This window comes from Streptomyces sp. RK62, from assembly GCF_018070255.1.
Lineage (GTDB): Bacteria > Actinomycetota > Actinomycetes > Streptomycetales > Streptomycetaceae > Streptomyces > Streptomyces nigra.
In genome coordinates, this window is record NZ_JAGPYD010000019.1 from 1 (window position 1) to 16,430 (window position 16,430).

Sequence of the window (16,430 nt, forward strand, 5' to 3'; positions counted from 1 at the left end):
GCGTCGGCGAGGGCGGGGTCGGGGACGGCGTGCGCGGGGGCGCCGGGGGGTCCGGGCTGGGCGGGGGCGCCGGGGGGCACCGGCTGGGCAGGGCCCGACGGGGGCGCGGGGTGAGCCGGGACGGCCTGCGCGGGCGCGCTGTGGGGCACCGGCTGGGGCGGGACGGCATGGGGGTGGTGAGGTGCGGGCTGGCCCGGCAGGGCGGCGGCCGCCGGGGTGCCGTGGGCCGGCGTGGCCGCCGGGTGCTGGACCGGCGGGGCGGGCGCCCAGGGACCGGGCTCACCGTACGGCGGAGTGCTGTAGGGGTCGGGGTCGTGGAGGGGACGCGGGCTCGCGTCCTGAGCCGGGGCGGGGGCCGGGGCGGGAGCGGCGGCCAGGGCGGGAGCGGGAGCAGCGTCCCGGGCCGGGGCGGGAGCGGCGGCCGGGGCCTCGACCGGGGCGGAGGTCTCGGCTGCTGGGGCCTGTGCGGCCCCGGCTCCCGCTCCGTGCTCGGCATGCCCGTCCGTGGAGCCGGCGGGGGCCTCCTGACCCGGCTCCATGCCCGCGCCGGCGTTCCGCTCCGGGGCATCCGGCGTCACCGCGCCCAGGGGACGGGGTCCGCCCTCCTGAGCCGGGGCCGAGGCGGCAGGGGCCGCCGGCGTGCTGCCCGGAGCCGCTTCCGCCTCCGCCTCCGGAGCGCGCGGCTGCGGTACCGGTGGCCGCTGAGGCTCCGCCAGTTCGAAGTCGCCGTCAGAAGTGGCCCGTGCGGGCGGGAGCGGGAAGTCGTCGTCCGGGGCCGGGGTGGCCGTCGGCCGTGCGGGGCCCGCCAGTTCGAAGTCGCCGTCGGCGGACTCCCCGGCAGGGGTCACCCCCGGAGGGGCCTCCTGCGGACGGGGGCGGTTCCACCACTTCGCCCGCGTGGGCTTCCCCTCGTTCATGCTCTGCTTCCTACTCAGTTCGGCCACCCGTCCGGCGGGCACGCGGACGCGCGGCCCACCCCGGATTCAACCAGGTTCGTGGGCCGCTGCGCAGAGGACCGGAGTCAGGGGCCGGAGTCAGGGACCGGTGGCCGGAGAGGCGGTCGGTGAGGAGGTCGTGGCGGGGACGGGTGCGGCGAGGAGGCCCGGGGTCGCGGTGGTCCCGGAGTCCTTGGACCAGGAGGACAGGCTGAGCGGCGGGGTGGCGCTCAGCGGACGTATCAGCGGGGACATGGCGGCGGCGCCCGCCACCACGGGTGCCGTCAGCGTCCGCACGTCCTCGGCCGCCGGCGCGGCCGGCACCCCGGGGAGCAGCGGAGCGGGGGTCTTCGTCGGGGCGACCGGCGTCTGGGGAGCCCCGGACGCCTGCCCCTGCGCGAGCAGCGGGCCGGCGCCCCGACGGCGCTGGTTCTCCGGAGCCGTACTGGCGCCGGTGCCCTGCGAGCGGGCCGGGGTCACATTGCTGCCGCCGGAGCCGCCGCGCGCGTCGGTGTCGGCCGGCACGCTGCCGGTGACGCCGCCGAGCGCGATGGCGGCGAGCGACACGGCGCCGGCCGCGACGAACGCGAACCGCATCCGGGAGGACGCGGAGCGGTCGGTGTCCTGACGCCCGGTCACCGGGTGGGTGCGGAAGCCCCGGTCGGCCCCGGCGAACGCGGCGTGCGCGCCCGAGGGGACGTAACCGAACTCGAAGGCGTCGTCGCGCTTCACGCCGAAGACGCCCGCGGTGCCGGGTCGTCCGGCCAGCCCGAAGCCACCCCCGCCGAGCGGCGATCCGCCGTCCGGGTCACCTCCCCCGGGGAGGCCCTGGAGCCGGGCCAGGAAGCTCTCGGAGGGCGGCGGGGGTGCCGCCTCCGCGAAGACGTTCTTCAGTCGGCGCTGTGCGTCGACCTCGGCCTTGCACCGGGCGCAGGTCGCCAGGTGGGCCAGGACGCGCTCACGCGTCTCATGACCGAGCTCTCCGTCCACGAGGGCGGAGAGTCGGTCGCCAAGGTGCTGCTCGGCGAAGAGCCGTTCGATGGGGTCGGGTCGAAGGCCGCTCACGCGCTCGCGCCCCCTCCCCCCAGAGCGGCCACGCGCGGCACGAAGGAGCGGCGTTCGGCACGCGCCTCCGGCGAGCGGTGGGCGAGGGCCTTGCGCAGCTGCGAGCGGCCGCGGTGGATCCGCGAGCGGACGGTGCCGAGCTTGACGCCTAGGGTGGCGGCGATCTCCTCGTAGGACAGGCCCTCGATGTCGCACAGGACGACCGCGGCGCGGAACTCCGGTGCGAGGGTGTCGAGGGCCTGCTGGACGTCCGCGTCGAAGTGGGCGTCGTTGAAGACCTGCTGGGGCGAGGGCTCCTTGCTGGGCAGCCGCTCGGCGGCGTCCTCGCCCAGCGCGTCGAACCGGATGCGCTGCTTGCGGCGGACCATGTCCAGGAACAGGTTCGTCGTGATGCGGTGCAGCCAGCCCTCGAAGGTGCCCGGCGTGTACGTCGACAGGGAGCGGAAGACACGGACGAAGACCTCCTGGGTGAGGTCCTCGGCGTCGTGCTGGTTGCCCGTGAGGCGGTAGGCGAGCCGGTACACACGGCCGCTGTGCGTGCTGACGATCTCCTCCCAGGTGGGCGGAGTCCACGCCTGCCCGTCCGCGTCGGTGGAGAAGGTCGCGGTCTGGGCGGAGTCGCCGGCGTGGCTGTGGTCAGCGGTGTCGTTCACGGATTTCGGCCTGCCCGCCGATCCGAGGAGGCGCCGCAGCACCCCTGCCCGATCCGCAGGCGCAGCCGCACCTCCCCTATCGGCTCTGGTGGTGTCCAGTGGAGCCCCTACCATAGCCACCTCGCCCGTTAGCTCCGGATAAGCGGTTTTACGAGAGTTTGAACTGGGCTGACACGGCTGGTGCGCCTGCGTCAGCACTTGCTCGCGACCCTGCTCGTCATCGTGATCCAACTGTGTCCCCCCGCTCGTCTTCCCACCCTTCCAAACGCGCGGTCCCATCTGCGGGTTCCCGAGCGCAACGGATACAGTCACGCCCAGGCAACCACGGGGACAGGAGAGGGTCATTACCGGCAACCGGCAGACGAGCTGGGCGTTCGCCGACGCCTACGTCGCCGAGGACGACGTCCTGCGCTGGGCCCGGGACCGGGCCCGCGAGGCGGGGCTGCGCTCGGTGTCGCCCGGCACGGGCGCCGCGCTGGGGTTGCTCGCCGCCACCGTGGACGCGAAGGCGGTCGCGGAGATCGGCACCGGCACCGGCGTGTCGGGCATCCACCTCCTGCACGGCATGCGCCCGGACGGCGTCCTGACCACGGTCGACTCGGAGCCGGAGCATCAGCAGTTCGCCCGTCAGGCCTTCCGCGCCGCGGGGTTCGCGAGCAACCGCGCCCGGTTCATCCCGGGCAGCGCGCTGGACGTCCTGCCGCGTCTCGCGGACGCCGGCTACGACCTGGTGTTCTGCGACGGCGACCGGCTGGAGTTCCTCGACTACCTCGCCGAATCGTTGCGTCTGCTGCGTCCGGGGGGCCTCGTGGCGTTCGAGGGCGTCTTCGCCAGCGGCCGTACCGTCGACTCGGGGCCCCAGCCCACCGAGGTGATACGCGTCCGTGAGCTGCTGCGGGCGGTGCGGGAGAGCCAGGAGCTCGTCCCGTCGCTGCTGCCGGTGGGCGACGGCCTGCTGTGCGCGGTCAAGCGCTGAGGGACGCTGCAGGGGCCGTACGCCCCGGGGAAAACAGCGACCCCGGCATCCGCGGAGTGCCGGGGTCACCGAAAGGGTAGGGTCGCGTCCGCGTCAGCCGACGACCTTCTTGAGGGCGTCGCCGAGCGCGTCGGCCTCGTCAGGGGTCAGCTCGACGACGAGCCGACCGCCGCCTTCGAGCGGAACGCGCATGACGATGCCCCGCCCCTCCTTGGTCACCTCGAGCGGGCCATCGCCCGTCCGCGGCTTCATGGCCGCCATGCTCGTTCCCCTTCCTGAAACCAGCTCATCGTCAAAGCCGACGGCCCCATGGAGGGCACGCGTCTCGGGAGTGAGACACGCGACACCGGCATCGAACACATTGCTTCCCAGCCATTATCCCGCATCGCAGGACCCGATGACCAACATCGGTCGGCATCGCTTGGGCAACGCGCGCGAGCAAAACCACTCAATTCGGCGATGTGGCTGCGATACTGCGCCACCCCGCACACTTCGAGCGCACGCGCCCGTGCGGGCATTCTTTGACGCAGGTCACACGTCCGGTCGCCGTGGCGGGCCGTGATCTCCGCCATGCTGTCCCTCAGACAGGGGCGTACCGACGAGTACGCCCGAGCCGCCACACCGGAGGGGACACACCATGGCCGACACCGTGCTCTACGAGGTGAGCGACGGGCTGGCGACGATCACGCTGAACCGCCCCGAAGCGATGAACGCGCTGAACATCGCCGCCAAGGTCGCCCTGCGGGACGCGGTCGAGGCCGCCGCCGGCGACGACGCCGTACGGGCCGTGCTGCTGACGGCGGCCGGGGAGCGGTCGTTCTGCGTCGGGCAGGACCTGAAGGAGCACATCGGGCTGCTGGCCTCCGACCGGGAGACCGGGTCGCGGCTGACCATGACCACGGTCAAGGAGCACTACAACCCGATCGTCCGGGCGCTGGCCGGGATGCGGAAGCCGGTCGTGGCCGCGGTGAACGGCGTCGCCGCCGGGGCGGGCCTCGGCTTCGCGCTGGCCGCGGACTACCGGGTGGTGGCGGAGACCGCCGCGTTCAACACGTCGTTCGCGGGGGTCGCGCTGACCGCCGACTCCGGGATCTCCTGGACGCTGCCGCGGGTCGTCGGCCCGAGCCGCGCCACCGACCTGTTGCTCTTCCCGCGCAACATCGGCGCGCAGGAGGCGTACGACCTCGGGATCGCGAACCGTCTGGTGCCGGCGGCGGAGCTGCGCGCGGAGGCGGAGCGCGTGGCGCGCTCGCTCGCCGAGGGCCCGACGGTGGCGTACGCGGCGATCAAGGAGGCCGTGGCGTTCGGGCTGGCGCACTCCCTGGAGGAGACCCTGGACAAGGAGGACGAGCTGCAGACCCGCGCGGGCTCCTCCGAGGACCACGCGATCGCCGTGCAGGCGTTCGTGAACAAGGAGAAGCCCCGCTACCTGGGCCGCTGAGCACCTGAGCCGCGGGGCGCCGGCCGGCCGTCAGGCGGCGCCCCGCGCCACGCATCCGTCGAGATGGTCGTCGACCAGGCCGCACGCCTGCATCAGGGCATACGCCGTCGTCGGGCCGACGAACCGCAGGCCGCGCTTCTTCAGGGCCTTGGACAGGGCCGTCGACTCCGGGGTGATCGCGGGGACGTCCGCCAGGGTCTTCGGGACCGGCCGTCCGGCCGGGTCGGGGGCGTGGGACCAGATCAGCGCGTCGAGCTCGCCCGGGGCCCAGCCCGCCAGCGCCTTCGCGTTGGCCACGGTCGCCGCGATCTTCAGGCGGTTGCGGATGATGCCCGGGTCGGCGAGGAGACGCTCCTCGTCGGCCTCGGTGAACTCGGCGACCCGGGCGATCTCGAACCCGGCGAAGGCCGCCCGGAAGCCCTCGCGGCGGCGCAGGATCGTGATCCAGGACAGGCCGGACTGGAACGCCTCCAGGCAGAGCCGTTCGTACAGGGCGTCGTCGCCGTGGACGGGGCGGCCCCACTCCTCGTCGTGGTAGGCCACGTAGTCCGGGGTCGAGAGGGCCCAGGGGCAGCGGAGGGCGCCGTCCGGGCCCGGGAGGGCGGTGCCGTCGCTCACCGCTGGTCCTCCTGGTCGGGCTTCTCCATGGACACCTGGTCGCGCGGCGCCCGCGCCCCGGCCAGCGCGGACTCCAGGTCGGCGATACGGGCGTCGCGCTCGGCGAGCTCGGCGCCGAGGCGGCTGAGGGCGTCGTCGACGTCGGCCATGCGGTAGCCGCGGGCGGCCAGCGGGAAGCGCAGGCCCTCGACGTCCGCGCGGCCGACCGGGCGGTCCGGCGGCAGCGGGTCGCGGAGCCTTTCGGGCGCGGCCTCCGGCAGCGGTCCGTCGCCCTCGCCGCCGCCCACCACGGCGAGCGTCACCGCTGCGACCACGACGGCCAGCGCGACGACCAGGAACAAGAACATGAGCATCGCTGTGGCCCCCACGGTCCGTGATGCGAGCGGTCGGGTGTGTCAGGGTCCGATCGTGCCATGCGACGCTGACGGTTAGGGTCGCAGGCGGCCCGAAGGCCGCACGCAGCGGGAATGTCGAGGGAAGGTCACAGGGGATGCTCAGGCTGGGCAGTCGTGAGTTCGGTGCGCACGAGCCGGTGATCATGGCGATCGTGAACCGGACCCCGGACTCCTTCTACGACCAGGGGGCGACGTTCCAGGACGAGCCGGCCCTCGCGCGCGTGGAGCAGGCCGTGGCCGAGGGCGCGGCCATCATCGACATCGGCGGCGTCAAGGCGGGCCCCGGCGAGGAGGTGTCCGCCGAGGAGGAGGCGCGGCGCACGGTCGGGTTCGTCGCGGAGGTGCGGCGGCGCTTCCCGGACGTGGTGATCAGCGTGGACACCTGGCGGGCCGACGTCGGCGCCGCGGTGTGCGAGGCGGGCGCCGATCTGCTGAACGACGCCTGGGGCGGTGTGGACCCCGGCCTGGCGGAGGTCGCGGCCCGCTACAAGGTGGGGCTGGTGTGCACGCACGCCGGGGGCTCCCGGCCCCGGACCCGGCCGCACCGGGTGACGTACGACGACGTCATGGCGGACATCCTGCGGGTGACCGTGGGCCTGGCGGAGCGGGCGCTCGCGCTGGGGGTCCCCCGCGAGTCGATCCTGATCGACCCGGGGCACGACTTCGGGAAGAACACCCGGCACAGCCTGGAGGCGACCCGGCGGCTCGGGGAGATGGTGGAGACGGGCTGGCCGGTGCTGGTCTCCCTGTCCAACAAGGACTTCGTCGGGGAGACCCTGGACCGGCCGGTGAAGGAGCGGGTGGTCGGCACGCTCGCGACGACCGCGGTGTCGGCGTGGCTGGGCGCCCAGGTCTACCGGGTGCACGAGGTGGCGGAGACCCGGCAGGTGCTGGACATGGTGGCGACGATCGCGGGGCACCGGCCGCCGGCCGTGGCGCGGCGGGGACTGGCCTGAGCCCCGCCACGCCGTCTCACAGGGGCCGGGTCAGCGGCCCGCCTCCTTGGACACCAGGGCCACCGCCTCGTCCACGTCGTCGGTGACGTGGAACAGCAGGAGGTCCTTCTCGGACGCCTTGCCCTGGGCCACCAGGGTGTGGGTCAGCCAGTCCACCAGACCGCCCCAGTAGTCGGTGCCGAACAGCACGATCGGGAACCGGGTGACCTTCTGGGTCTGGACGAGGGTGAGGGCCTCGAAGAGCTCGTCGAGGGTGCCGAGGCCGCCCGGGAGGACCACGAACCCCTGGGCGTACTTGACGAACATCATCTTGCGGACGAAGAAGTACCGGAAGTTCAGGCCGATGTCGACGTAGGGGTTGAGGCCCTGTTCGAAGGGCAGCTCGATGCCCAGGCCGACCGAGGTGCCGTCCGCTTCGAGGGCGCCCTTGTTGGCCGCCTCCATCGCGCCGGGGCCGCCGCCGGTGATGACGGCGAAGCCGGCCTCGACCAGGCCCCGGCCCAGCCGCACGCCGGCCTCGTACTCCGGGGAGTCCACCGGGGTGCGGGCGGAGCCGAAGACACTGATCGCGGGCGGCAGCTCCGCGAGCGTGCCGAAGCCCTCGATGAACTCCGACTGGATGCGCAGGACCCGCCAGGGGTCGGTGTGGACCCAGTCGGTGGGAGCGCGCTCGTCCAGCAGACGCTGATCGGTGGTGCCCGCCTGCACCTGGTGGCGCCGCCGCAGCACCGGCCCCAGCCGCTGCTCGTCGGGTGGCTGCTTTTTCCCCTCGGGGTTACCGGTAGCCATATGCGCTCCCTCCATGTGCCAGGACGTTCCGCCTCAGCGTAGATCGACGCGGGTTACCCGCGAGGGACGTCAGCATGTCCGCGCTGAGACGTTCCAAACCCGCCGGCGCCCCGATCGGCTCACGCGGTGAGCCAGGCCCGCAGCCGCTCCTCGCCCGCGAGGATCTTCGCCGTCTCGACCCGCTCGTCCCGCTTGTGGGCGAGATGCGGGTTGCCGGGGCCGTAGTTCACGGCGGGGACGCCGAGTGCGGAGAAACGGGAGACGTCCGTCCAGCCGTACTTGGGCCGCGCGATGCCGCCGACCGCCTCCATGAAGGCCGCGGCGGCCGGGTGGGACAGACCGGGCAGGGCACCGCCGCTGTGGTCGTCCACGACGAACTCCTCGACACCGCAGTCGGCGAACACCTCGCGGACGTGCGCGACGGCCTCCTCCTCGGTGCGGTCCGGGGCGTACCGGAAGTTCACGGTGACGACGCACTCGTCGGGGATGACGTTGCCCGCGACGCCGCCGGAGATGCCGACCGCGTTCAGGCCCTCCCGGTACTCCAGGCCGTCGATCACGGGGTAGCGCGGCTCGTACGAGGCGAGGCGGGCCAGGATCGGGGCGGCCGCGTGGATGGCGTTGGAGCCCATCCAGGAGCGCGCGGAGTGCGCCCGCTCGCCCGTGGTCTTGAGCAGGACGCGCAGGGTGCCCTGGCAGCCGCCCTCGACCTCGCCGTCCGAGGGCTCCAGCAGCACCGCGAAGTCGCCCTCGAGCCACTGCGGGCGGTTCTCGGCGATGTGCTTGAGGCCGTTGAGGTCGGCGGTGACCTCCTCGTTGTCGTAGAAGACGAACGTCAGGTCGCGGTTGGGTTCCGGGACGGTGGCCGCGATGCGCAGCTGGACGGCGACACCGGACTTCATGTCGCAGGTGCCGCAGCCCCACAGCACGCCGTCGTCGTCGAGGCGCGAGGGGACGTTGTCCGCGATCGGCACGGTGTCGATGTGCCCGGCGAGGATGACCCGCTCCGGCCGGCCGAGGTCGGTGCGGGCCAGGACGTTGTTGCCGTACCGCTCGACCGTCAGATGGGGCAGGGCGCGCAGCGCGTCCTCGATGGCGTCCGCGAGGGGCTTCTCGGAGCCGCTCTCGGAGGGGAAGTCGACCAGCCGGGCGGTGAGCAGGGCGGCGTCGAGGCTGAGGTCAAGGGAGGTGTCGGCCATGGGGCCGACCCTAACGCCCGGCCCCGCGTCCCCTCCCCCGTCCCGCTTTTCCCGCCACTCCCCTACCACTCAGTAGCCTCGGCTACCTTGTACGCGTGCCGAAGACGTCGCCCACCACACGCCGTGGCCGCCTCCTCCGCCGGGGGGCGGCCCTCCTGGTCCTGCTCGCCGTCGCGGGGTACCTCGCCGTGCAGTACGTCACCGGGGGCGCGCACACCCCGGGCTGCGCGGTCGTCTCCGGCTCGGGGGACGGCGCGCGGTACGAGTTCACGCCGGAGCAGGCGGTGAACGCGGCGACGATCGCCGCGGTGGGCACCGGGCGCGGGCTGCCGGAGCGGGCGGTGACGATCGCGCTCGCGACCGCGCTGCAGGAGTCGGCGCTGCGCAACATCGATCACGGCGACCGGGACTCCTTGGGCCTGTTCCAGCAGCGGCCGTCGCAGGGCTGGGGCACCCAGAAGCAGATCATGGACCCGACCTACGCGGCCGGCGCCTTCTACGAGCACCTGGTCAAGGTCCCCGACTACACCCGTCTCCCGCTGACGGAGGCCGCGCAGCGCGTCCAGCGCAGCGGTTTCCCGGAGGCGTACGCCAAGCACGAGCCGGACGCCGCCCTGCTGGCCGCCGCGCTCACCGGGCGCTCGGCGGCCACCCTGACCTGTGAGGGCCGTCCGGACACGACGCCCACCGAGGGCACGGACCGGGTCCGGGCGGCGCTGGTGCGGGACTTCGGGCGCGACGCGCTCCAGTCGGCCGCCGCCGAGGTGGGCACCGGCAAGGCGTCCCCGACGCCGTCCGCCGAGCCGGGCGCCGACGGGGATGGACGGACCGTCGTACTGCCGGTGACCGGGGACGGGCGGTCCGGGGACGGGCGGTCCGGGGACGGGCGCGAGGCCGGGGAGCGCGGCTGGCAGCTGGCGCACTGGGCGGTGGCCAACGCGTCCCGGCTGCACATCCAGCAGGTGGTGTACGCGGGGCGGGAGTGGACCGCGGGGAACACCGACAGCCGGTGGCGGACGAGCGGGGCCGCGGGCGCCCCGGAGAGCGGGACGGGCCGGGACGCGGTCCGGATCACGACGACGCGGTAGTACGCGCAGACGTTCAAGGGCTCACTCCGCCGGGTTACCGCGGGTGTCGCGGGACCGTGCGGCGGGCAGGCTTGCGCGCGGCGGGCCTCATGCGGTTAACGCCCTTGCGAACAAAGGGATGTAGGGGTTCCGCACAGATTTCGACGCGATGCGCTTTGCCCGGTTTTGTCCGCAGGCGATTATGCGACGCATTGCCAACTCTTTACATTGTCGCGCCGCAACCTTCCCGGCCTTCGAGCGGTAGTCACTGCGCCGAGCCCGGAGATCAACAGCCTGTCGGTCAACTGCCGGGCCTGGTCGGACACTTCATCTTTCTCATCCGACTTACCCGTCGAAGGAGCATCATGACCCTCCCCCTGACCCGCCGGATCGCCCGTGCCGCGCTGATCGTCGCTGCGGGAGCGGCTGCCGGGGTCGGTGCGGCCGGCTCCGCCAGCGCGGCCCCCGAACTGCCCGACGCGTCCAAGGTCGGCGGGCTCTCCGCGCTGGACAGCGCGAGCGTCGTCGACGGCGCCGCCCAGAACGCCACCGGGATCGCGAGCGGTGCCGTCGACTCCGCCGTCGACCAGGCGCTGCCGACGGCCACGAAGACCGGCGACAAGGTCACCAAGAAGGGCACCAAGGCCGCCAAGAAGGCCGGTGGCAAGGTGACGAAGACCGGCGGCAAGGTGACGAAGAAGGCCGCGCCGGCCGCCCAGCAGACCGCGGGCGGCGTGGCCGGGTCGGTCGGCACCGTCCTCGGCGACACCGCGGGGGCCGCCACGCAGGGCGGGCTGCCCGCCACCGGCTCGCTGCCGGTGCAGGGCCTCCCGATCGGCTGACACGGCCGCAGACGGACGAGAGCGGCGGGGTCCGGGACGCTTCCCGGACCCCGCCGCTCCTTCGTGTCTCAGGCCAGCCGCTGGACCGCGGCCCGCACCCGCTCGTCGGTGGCCGTGAACGCCACCCGCACATGCCGGGCGCCGGCCTCGCCGTAGAAGTCGCCCGGCGCCACCAGGACGCCGCGCTCGGCGAGGTGCGCCACCGTCGACCAGCAGGACTCGTCCCGCGTGGCCCACAGGTACAGGCTCGCCTCGCTGTGCTCGATCCGGAAGCCGTGGCCCTCCAGGGCTGTGCGCAGGGCCGCGCGGCGGGCCGCGTAGCGCTCGCGCTGGACACGGACGTGCTCGTCGTCGCCCAGGGCCGCGACCACGGCCGCCTGGGTCGGCGCCGACGTCATCATGCCGCCGTGCTTGCGGATCTCCAGGAGCGGGCCCAGCACGGCCGGGTCGCCGGCCAGGAAGGCGGCGCGGTACCCGGCGAGGTTCGAGCGCTTGGACAGCGAGTGCACGGCGACCAGACCGTCATACGAACCGCCGTTGACGTCCGGGTGCAGCACCGAGACCGGCTCGGCCTCCCAGCCCAGCTCCAGATAGCACTCGTCGGAGAACACCAGCACGCCGTGCTCGCGGGCCCAGGCGACGATCCGGGTCAGCTCCCCCTTCGACAGGACCCCGCCGGTCGGGTTGGACGGCGAGTTCAGCCAGAGCAGCTTCAGGCCCGTCGGGTCCAGCTCGGTCGGGTCGTCGTAGACCTCGTGGTCCGCGCGGGCCAGCCGCGCGCCCACCTCGTACGTCGGATAGGCCAGGCGCGGGTACGCCACCCGGTCGCCGGGGCCGAGGCCCAGCTGGGTGGGGAGCCAGGCGACCAGTTCCTTCGAGCCGACGATCGGCAGGACGTGCCGGTGCGTGACCTCGCGGGCGCCGAGCCGGCGCTCCACCCAGCCCGTGATCGCGTCCCGCAGCGCCGGGGTGCCCCACACCGTGGGATAGCCCGGGGAGTCCGCCGCGTCGATCAGCGCCTTCTGGACCAGCTCGGGGACCGGGTCGACCGGGGTGCCGACGGAGAGGTCGACGATGCCGTCCGGGTGCGCGGCGGCCGTCTTCTTGTACGGCTCCAGCTTGTCCCAGGGAAAGGTCGGAAGTCGGTCGGAGACTGCGGACACGGGATGTCGCTCACTTTCTGGTACGGCCGGACACGCCGAAGCCCCGGTCCCGTACGGCGGTCGAGGCCGTGCGGGACCGAGGCGGCACGCTGTGCGGGTCGCCGACGGGTGTTACCCGTTCTGCGGCGGCAGCGCGGCGATGAAGGGGTGGTCCCGCTCGATCAGACCGAGCTTGCTGGCGCCGCCGGGAGAGCCGAGCTCGTCGAAGAACTCGACGTTCGCCTTGTAGTAGTCCTTCCACTCCTCCGGAGTGTCGTCCTCGTAGAAGATGGCCTCGACCGGGCAGACCGGTTCACAGGCACCGCAGTCGACGCATTCGTCCGGGTGGATGTACAAGGACCGCTGGCCCTCGTAGATGCAGTCGACCGGGCACTCCTCGATGCACGCCTTGTCCTTGACGTCGACACAAGGCTGCGCGATGACGTAGGTCACGCTGTCGTTCCTCCTCGATTGGGCGCTGGCGGGCCTCCTCAGGCTCCGCCGCCTGGCGCGCGGGAGCGCGGCGTCGTCGATGCCCGCCCCTAGTATCTCCGTTCTTGGGCATGATCCGAACAGGAGGGGTGAACTGACCTGTGGAAATCTCTGCGACGGGGCGCCTTGAGGTCCGTATCACCGCTGCTGACGTGGGCAAACGGGTCTCCGTACGCCGCCTGGCCGATGCCGCTGGTTCGGGTGAGAAGTTCACCGACACGGTGGGCGTGCTCGCATCGTGGGACGACGGTGTGCTGCTGATCACACGGAAGAGTGGTGAGACCGTCCGCATTCCGGAAGCCTCGCTGGTCGCCGGCAAGGTGGTGCCCGCCGCTCCGGCCCGCCGCCGCGGTCCCGCCGCGACCTACGAGGAGCTCGCGCGTGTCGCCGCGCGCGCGTGGCGGCCCGTGGAGAGCGAACGGCTCGGCGGCTGGGAGCTGCGCGCCGCCGCCGGCTTCACCCGCCGCGCCAACTCCGTCCTGCCGCTGGGCGATCCCGGGCTGCCGCTGGACGCCGCCCTCGACGCGGTGCGCCGCTGGTACGCCGCCCGCGGCCTGCTCGCGTACGTCCAGACCGCGACCGGCGCCGAGGGCACGCAGGAGCTGCTGTGCGCGGAGCTGGAGGAGCGCGGCTGGGAGCGCGAGGTGACCGCCGAGCTGTGGATCGGGGCGCTGGCGCCGGTCGCCGACCGGCACGAGGGCTCCGGAGTGGTGCTGAGCCGGGAAGCGGACGAGGCTTGGCTTGCGCGGTATCAGCGCAAGGGAGTGAGCGACGTGGCCCTGAAGGTGCTGGGCAGCGGCCCCTTGGTGTGGTTCGCGAGCATCCCCGCGGAGGACGGCGGGGCGCCCGCCGCGATCGGGCGCTGCGTCGTGGACGGCCGGTGGGCCGGGTTCGCCGCCGTCGAGGTCGACCCGGCGCTGCGGCGGCGCGGGCTGGCCCGCCGGGTGATGGCCGCGCTGTCGGCGCGCGCCCTGGACGAGGGGGCGTCGGCGGCCTGGCTCCAGGTCGAGACGGACAACGTCGGCGCGCGCGGGCTGTACGCCGGGACGGGGTTCGCCGCGCATCACGCGTACCACCACTACCGCTCCGCGTGAGCGGCTGTACCGATCACCGTGGAAGGGCACGAGCCGGTTATGCGTCCCCTGTATCCCCCGACCCCCGAGCGCTCGGCCGAGCTGCGGCGGCGGTTCGCCGAGGAGGCGCGGTCCGAGCGGCCCGACCTGTCCGCCCTGTGCCTCTTGGTGGCCGCCGAGGCCGACGGGGCGCTGGACGAGGCGGGCATGGACGCCGCGCAGATGGAGCTGGACGAACTGGCGGGCCGGCTGCCGTACCGGCCGGGCGGGCCGCACGCGTGGGCGGTGGCACTGCGGGAGCTGCTGGGCGAGCGGTGCGGGTTCCGCGGCTGTGCGGCGGACTACGAGCGGCTGGAGTCGTCGCTGTTGCACCAGGTGCTGCTGCGGCGCAGGGGGCTGCCGATCCTGCTGTCGGTGGTGTGGATGGAGGTCGCCCGGCGGGCCGGGGCGCCGGTTTGCGGGGTCGCGCTGCCCGGGCACTTCGTGGTCGGGTTCGGCCCGCCCGGGGACCAGGTGCTGGCCGACCCGTTCGACGGCGGGCGGGTGCTGACCGGCTCCGACGCGGAGCTGCTGGTGGCGGGGGCCACGGGGGCGCCGCTGGAGCCGTCGATGCTGACGCCGGCCGATCCGCTGGAGGTCGTGCAGCGGATCCTCAACAACGTGCGCGCGTGGGCCGCCGCCCGGCCCGAGCGCACGGACGTGGCGCTGTGGGCGGTGGAGCTGGCCCTGCTGCTGCCGGCGCACCCGGCCCGGCTGCGGCTCGAGCGGGCGCAGCTCCTGGTCCGGCGCGGTGACTTCGTACGGGGGGCCGTGGAGCTGGAGGAGTACGCGGAGCTGATCGAGGTCGTCGACGAGGGGGCCGCGGAGCGGGTGCGGGCGGAGGCCCGGGCCGCGCGGGCCCTGCTGAACTGACGGGCCTGGTCTACAGCCAGCCCTTGTCCCGGGCGATGCGCACCGCCTCCGCCCTGTTGCGGGCCGCCAGTTTCTGGATCGCCGTCGACAGGTAGTTGCGGACCGTGCCCTGGGACAGGTGCAGGGCGGTCGCCAGCTCGGCGTTGGTCGAGCCGTCCTCCGCCGCGCGCAGCACCTCCCGTTCGCGGTCGGTCAGCGGGTTGGCGCCCTCCGCGAGGGCCGCCGCGGCGAGCGTCGGGTCGATGACCCGCTCCCCCGCCAGCACCTTCCTGATCGCCTCGGCCAGTTGGGCCGCCGGGGCGTCCTTGACGAGGAACGCGTCGGCGCCGGACTCCATCGCGCGGCGCAGATAGCCGGGGCGGCCGAAGGTCGTGAGGACGACCAGCTTCACGGCGGGCAGCTCCGTGTGCAGGACGGCCGCCGCCTCGATGCCGGTCGCGCCCGGCATCTCGATGTCGAGGAGGGCCACGTCCACGTCGGCCGCGCGGGCCGCCGCCAGCACCTCGTCGCCGCGGGCGACCTGGGCGACCACCTCGATGTCGTCCTCCAGGCCGAGCAGGGCGGCCAGGGCCTCGCGCACCATGGACTGGTCCTCGGCGAGGAGGACCTTGATCGTCGGGCTCATGCGCCGGATCCTACGTCCGCCGGGACGGCCGCCACCGGGGCCCGGGCGATCAGGAGGAAGCCGTTCCGCGCCCGGCCCGCCTCGAGCGTGCCGCCCGCCTGCGTCAGGCGTTCCGTCAGGCCGGTCAGGCCGTTGCCCGGGCCGCCGCCGGGGCCGCCTCGTGGGCCGCCTCGTGGGCCGCCGGAACCGTCGTCCTCGACGGCGAGTTCGAGGAGGAGGCCGTCCAGGGTCCGGCGGCGCAGGAGTTCCACCGTGCAGCGCCGGGCGCCGCTGTGCCGTACGACGTTCGTGACGGCTTCGCGCAGCGCCCAGGCCAGGGCTGTCTCGCTGTCCTCCGGGACGCCGTCGAGGTCCGGTTCGGCGGGGAGCTCGGCGGTGATCCCGGCAGCCGTCAACGCGACCCTGGCGCCCGCCAGTTCCTCCAGGAGCCGGGGTTTGCGGTAGCCCGCGACGGCTGCCCGTACGTCGACGAGTGCCTGACGGCTGACCTGCTCGATGTCGGCTACCTGCTGGGCCGCCTTCTCCGGGTGGCCGGGGAGCATCCGGCCCGCCAGTTCGCTCTTCAGCGTGATCAGGGACAGGGAGTGGCCCAGCAGGTCGTGCAGGTCGCGGGCGAGCCGCAGCCGTTCCTCGTTGGCGGCGAGCCGGGCGACCGTGGCACGGGCCTCCCGCAGTTCCGTCGTCGTGCGGATCAGCTCCCGTACGCCGGTCATGGAGAACCCGCCGAGCAGGGCCGGGAACAGCAGTCCGGTCAGGAAGGCCGTGCCGCCCGGCACCAGGAGCGCGGCGCCGGTGAGCAGGGCGGACACCGCCGGGATCATCCAGCGGGCGAGACGGAACGGCAGGGCCGCGCCCGAGGCGATCGCCACGTACACGTACAGCACGAGCCATTCGCGGCCCAGGGTCAGGGACAGCACCGTCGACTGGGCGGCCAGCACCGCCACCGAGCCGAGGACGACGCCGTTGCGCTCGCCGCGGCCGGCCCGGACGACGAGGGTGAAGTACCAGAAGACGAAGGCGGCCAGGCCGATCCAGCCGAGGACGACCACACCGTCGCTGTGGCCTCCGTGGAGCAGGTCGCGGACCGGCGCGCTCAGATAGGCGAGCCAGATGCCGACCCAGAGGAACTTGACGACCTGCTGTCTGCGGTTCTGCGGGCGTTGCCCCATGCCGACGCTGTTCACGCTCGCAGCGTGTCAGGCGGGTGGGATGCGGGGGTAGTGCCTGCGGGCCTGTGGGGCGGATGACAG

General features: G+C 73.8%; 18 protein-coding genes and 1 pseudogene. 7 read left to right on the forward strand and 12 right to left on the reverse strand.

Annotated elements, in window-relative coordinates; translation table 11 throughout:
• The 3 genes and pseudogenes from KBY32_RS30560 to sigE form a co-directional block, all read right to left on the reverse strand.
• A pseudogene (locus KBY32_RS30560) lies at nt 1-917 on the reverse strand (protease); the annotation flags it as partial.
• A gap of 117 nt (nt 918-1,034) precedes the next feature.
• Nucleotides 1,035-2,000: an anti-sigma factor gene (locus tag KBY32_RS30565; protein ID WP_115507462.1), complete on the reverse strand. Its 966-nt coding sequence runs from the start codon at nt 1,998-2,000 to the stop codon at nt 1,035-1,037.
• Complete coding sequence (sigE, locus tag KBY32_RS30570; protein ID WP_079033625.1) at nt 1,997-2,695, reverse strand: RNA polymerase sigma factor SigE; 699 nt, start codon at nt 2,693-2,695, stop codon at nt 1,997-1,999. Before sigE ends, KBY32_RS30565 begins: the two co-directional genes overlap by 4 nt.
• Nucleotides 2,696-2,930: 235 nt before the next feature.
• Between sigE and KBY32_RS30575 the strand changes: the two genes are divergently transcribed.
• A complete protein-coding gene (locus KBY32_RS30575) occupies nt 2,931-3,629 on the forward strand; it encodes an O-methyltransferase (protein WP_308293812.1) in 699 nt (232 codons plus the stop codon).
• A 93-nt stretch (nt 3,630-3,722) separates the two neighbouring features.
• Here KBY32_RS30575 and KBY32_RS30580 read toward each other — a convergent pair whose 3' ends face one another.
• Complete coding sequence (locus tag KBY32_RS30580) at nt 3,723-3,890, reverse strand: DUF3117 domain-containing protein (RefSeq protein WP_003966491.1); 168 nt, start codon at nt 3,888-3,890, stop codon at nt 3,723-3,725.
• A 376-nt stretch (nt 3,891-4,266) separates the two neighbouring features.
• On the opposite strand from KBY32_RS30580, the gene KBY32_RS30585 reads away from it, so the two are divergent.
• Nucleotides 4,267-5,070 carry an enoyl-CoA hydratase/isomerase family protein gene (locus KBY32_RS30585; RefSeq protein WP_108708546.1) on the forward strand — a complete coding sequence of 268 codons (804 nt, stop codon included), beginning with the start codon at nt 4,267-4,269 and terminating at the stop codon, nt 5,068-5,070.
• Between the two features lie 30 nt (nt 5,071-5,100).
• Here KBY32_RS30585 and KBY32_RS30590 read toward each other — a convergent pair whose 3' ends face one another.
• On the reverse strand, nt 5,101-5,688 hold the full coding sequence (locus KBY32_RS30590; protein ID WP_115507459.1) for a DNA-3-methyladenine glycosylase I: 588 nt from the start codon (nt 5,686-5,688) through the stop codon (nt 5,101-5,103).
• Nucleotides 5,685-6,041 (reverse strand): DivIVA domain-containing protein, encoded by a 357-nt coding sequence (locus KBY32_RS30595; RefSeq protein WP_210982376.1) that lies wholly within the window; start codon nt 6,039-6,041, stop codon nt 5,685-5,687. The genes KBY32_RS30590 and KBY32_RS30595 overlap by 4 nt, the downstream gene beginning before the upstream one ends.
• A gap of 137 nt (nt 6,042-6,178) precedes the next feature.
• Between KBY32_RS30595 and folP the strand changes: the two genes are divergently transcribed.
• Nucleotides 6,179-7,039, forward strand: a complete 861-nt coding sequence (gene folP / locus KBY32_RS30600; protein ID WP_115507458.1) for a dihydropteroate synthase — start codon at nt 6,179-6,181, stop codon at nt 7,037-7,039.
• 30 nt (nt 7,040-7,069) lie between these two features.
• On the opposite strand, the gene KBY32_RS30605 is transcribed toward folP, so the two are convergent.
• Both KBY32_RS30605 and dapE read right to left on the reverse strand, forming a co-directional pair.
• Nucleotides 7,070-7,828: a TIGR00730 family Rossman fold protein gene (locus KBY32_RS30605; protein ID WP_055621864.1), complete on the reverse strand. Its 759-nt coding sequence runs from the start codon at nt 7,826-7,828 to the stop codon at nt 7,070-7,072.
• 119 nt (nt 7,829-7,947) lie between these two features.
• Nucleotides 7,948-9,027: a succinyl-diaminopimelate desuccinylase gene (gene dapE / locus KBY32_RS30610; protein ID WP_210982377.1), complete on the reverse strand. Its 1,080-nt coding sequence runs from the start codon at nt 9,025-9,027 to the stop codon at nt 7,948-7,950.
• Nucleotides 9,028-9,122: 95 nt separating this feature from the next.
• Between dapE and KBY32_RS30615 the strand changes: the two genes are divergently transcribed.
• Nucleotides 9,123-10,115 (forward strand): heavy metal transporter, encoded by a 993-nt coding sequence (locus KBY32_RS30615; protein WP_210982378.1) that lies wholly within the window; start codon nt 9,123-9,125, stop codon nt 10,113-10,115.
• Between the two features lie 344 nt (nt 10,116-10,459).
• Nucleotides 10,460-10,936, forward strand: coding sequence for a hypothetical protein (locus KBY32_RS30620; protein WP_055621861.1), 477 nt, complete (start codon nt 10,460-10,462; stop codon nt 10,934-10,936).
• A gap of 68 nt (nt 10,937-11,004) precedes the next feature.
• On the opposite strand, the gene KBY32_RS30625 is transcribed toward KBY32_RS30620, so the two are convergent.
• Nucleotides 11,005-12,099 carry a bifunctional succinyldiaminopimelate transaminase/glutamate-prephenate aminotransferase gene (locus KBY32_RS30625; protein ID WP_210982379.1) on the reverse strand — a complete coding sequence of 365 codons (1,095 nt, stop codon included), beginning with the start codon at nt 12,097-12,099 and terminating at the stop codon, nt 11,005-11,007.
• Between the two features lie 111 nt (nt 12,100-12,210).
• The gene (gene fdxA / locus KBY32_RS30630; RefSeq protein WP_010474859.1) at nt 12,211-12,531 is read right to left on the reverse strand and encodes a ferredoxin; all 321 of its coding nucleotides are present in this window, start codon (nt 12,529-12,531) and stop codon (nt 12,211-12,213) included.
• A gap of 140 nt (nt 12,532-12,671) precedes the next feature.
• Between fdxA and KBY32_RS30635 the strand changes: the two genes are divergently transcribed.
• Both KBY32_RS30635 and KBY32_RS30640 read left to right on the forward strand, forming a co-directional pair.
• Nucleotides 12,672-13,664, forward strand: coding sequence for a GNAT family N-acetyltransferase (locus KBY32_RS30635; protein ID WP_210982380.1), 993 nt, complete (start codon nt 12,672-12,674; stop codon nt 13,662-13,664).
• A gap of 39 nt (nt 13,665-13,703) precedes the next feature.
• On the forward strand, nt 13,704-14,555 hold the full coding sequence (locus tag KBY32_RS30640; protein WP_210982381.1) for a transglutaminase-like domain-containing protein: 852 nt from the start codon (nt 13,704-13,706) through the stop codon (nt 14,553-14,555).
• Between the two features lie 10 nt (nt 14,556-14,565).
• Here the strand turns inward: KBY32_RS30640 and KBY32_RS30645 are convergent, their stop codons facing one another.
• Together KBY32_RS30645 and KBY32_RS30650 are read right to left on the reverse strand one after the other, a co-directional pair.
• Nucleotides 14,566-15,180, reverse strand: a complete 615-nt coding sequence (locus tag KBY32_RS30645) for a DNA-binding response regulator (RefSeq protein ID WP_210982382.1) — start codon at nt 15,178-15,180, stop codon at nt 14,566-14,568.
• Nucleotides 15,177-16,364, reverse strand: a complete 1,188-nt coding sequence (locus tag KBY32_RS30650) for a histidine kinase (RefSeq protein ID WP_210982383.1) — start codon at nt 16,362-16,364, stop codon at nt 15,177-15,179. The genes KBY32_RS30645 and KBY32_RS30650 overlap by 4 nt, the downstream gene beginning before the upstream one ends.
• Between the last annotated feature and the right edge of the window lie 66 nt (nt 16,365-16,430).

Excerpts from the sequence above, each read along its gene's own strand:
- dapE (WP_210982377.1), bottom strand. The coding sequence starts at position 9,027 with ATGGCCGACACCTCCCTTGACCTCAGCCTCGACGCCGCCCTGCTCACC.
- KBY32_RS30585 (WP_108708546.1), top strand. The coding sequence starts at position 4,267 with ATGGCCGACACCGTGCTCTACGAGGTGAGCGACGGGCTGGCGACGATC.
- KBY32_RS30580 (WP_003966491.1), bottom strand. The coding sequence starts at position 3,890 with ATGGCGGCCATGAAGCCGCGGACGGGCGATGGCCCGCTCGAGGTGACC.
- KBY32_RS30605 (WP_055621864.1), bottom strand. The coding sequence starts at position 7,828 with ATGGCTACCGGTAACCCCGAGGGGAAAAAGCAGCCACCCGACGAGCAG.
- KBY32_RS30640 (WP_210982381.1), top strand. The coding sequence starts at position 13,704 with ATGCGTCCCCTGTATCCCCCGACCCCCGAGCGCTCGGCCGAGCTGCGG.
- folP (WP_115507458.1), top strand. The coding sequence starts at position 6,179 with ATGCTCAGGCTGGGCAGTCGTGAGTTCGGTGCGCACGAGCCGGTGATC.
- KBY32_RS30595 (WP_210982376.1), bottom strand. The coding sequence starts at position 6,041 with ATGCTCATGTTCTTGTTCCTGGTCGTCGCGCTGGCCGTCGTGGTCGCA.
- KBY32_RS30645 (WP_210982382.1), bottom strand. The coding sequence starts at position 15,180 with ATGAGCCCGACGATCAAGGTCCTCCTCGCCGAGGACCAGTCCATGGTG.
- KBY32_RS30620 (WP_055621861.1), top strand. The coding sequence starts at position 10,460 with ATGACCCTCCCCCTGACCCGCCGGATCGCCCGTGCCGCGCTGATCGTC.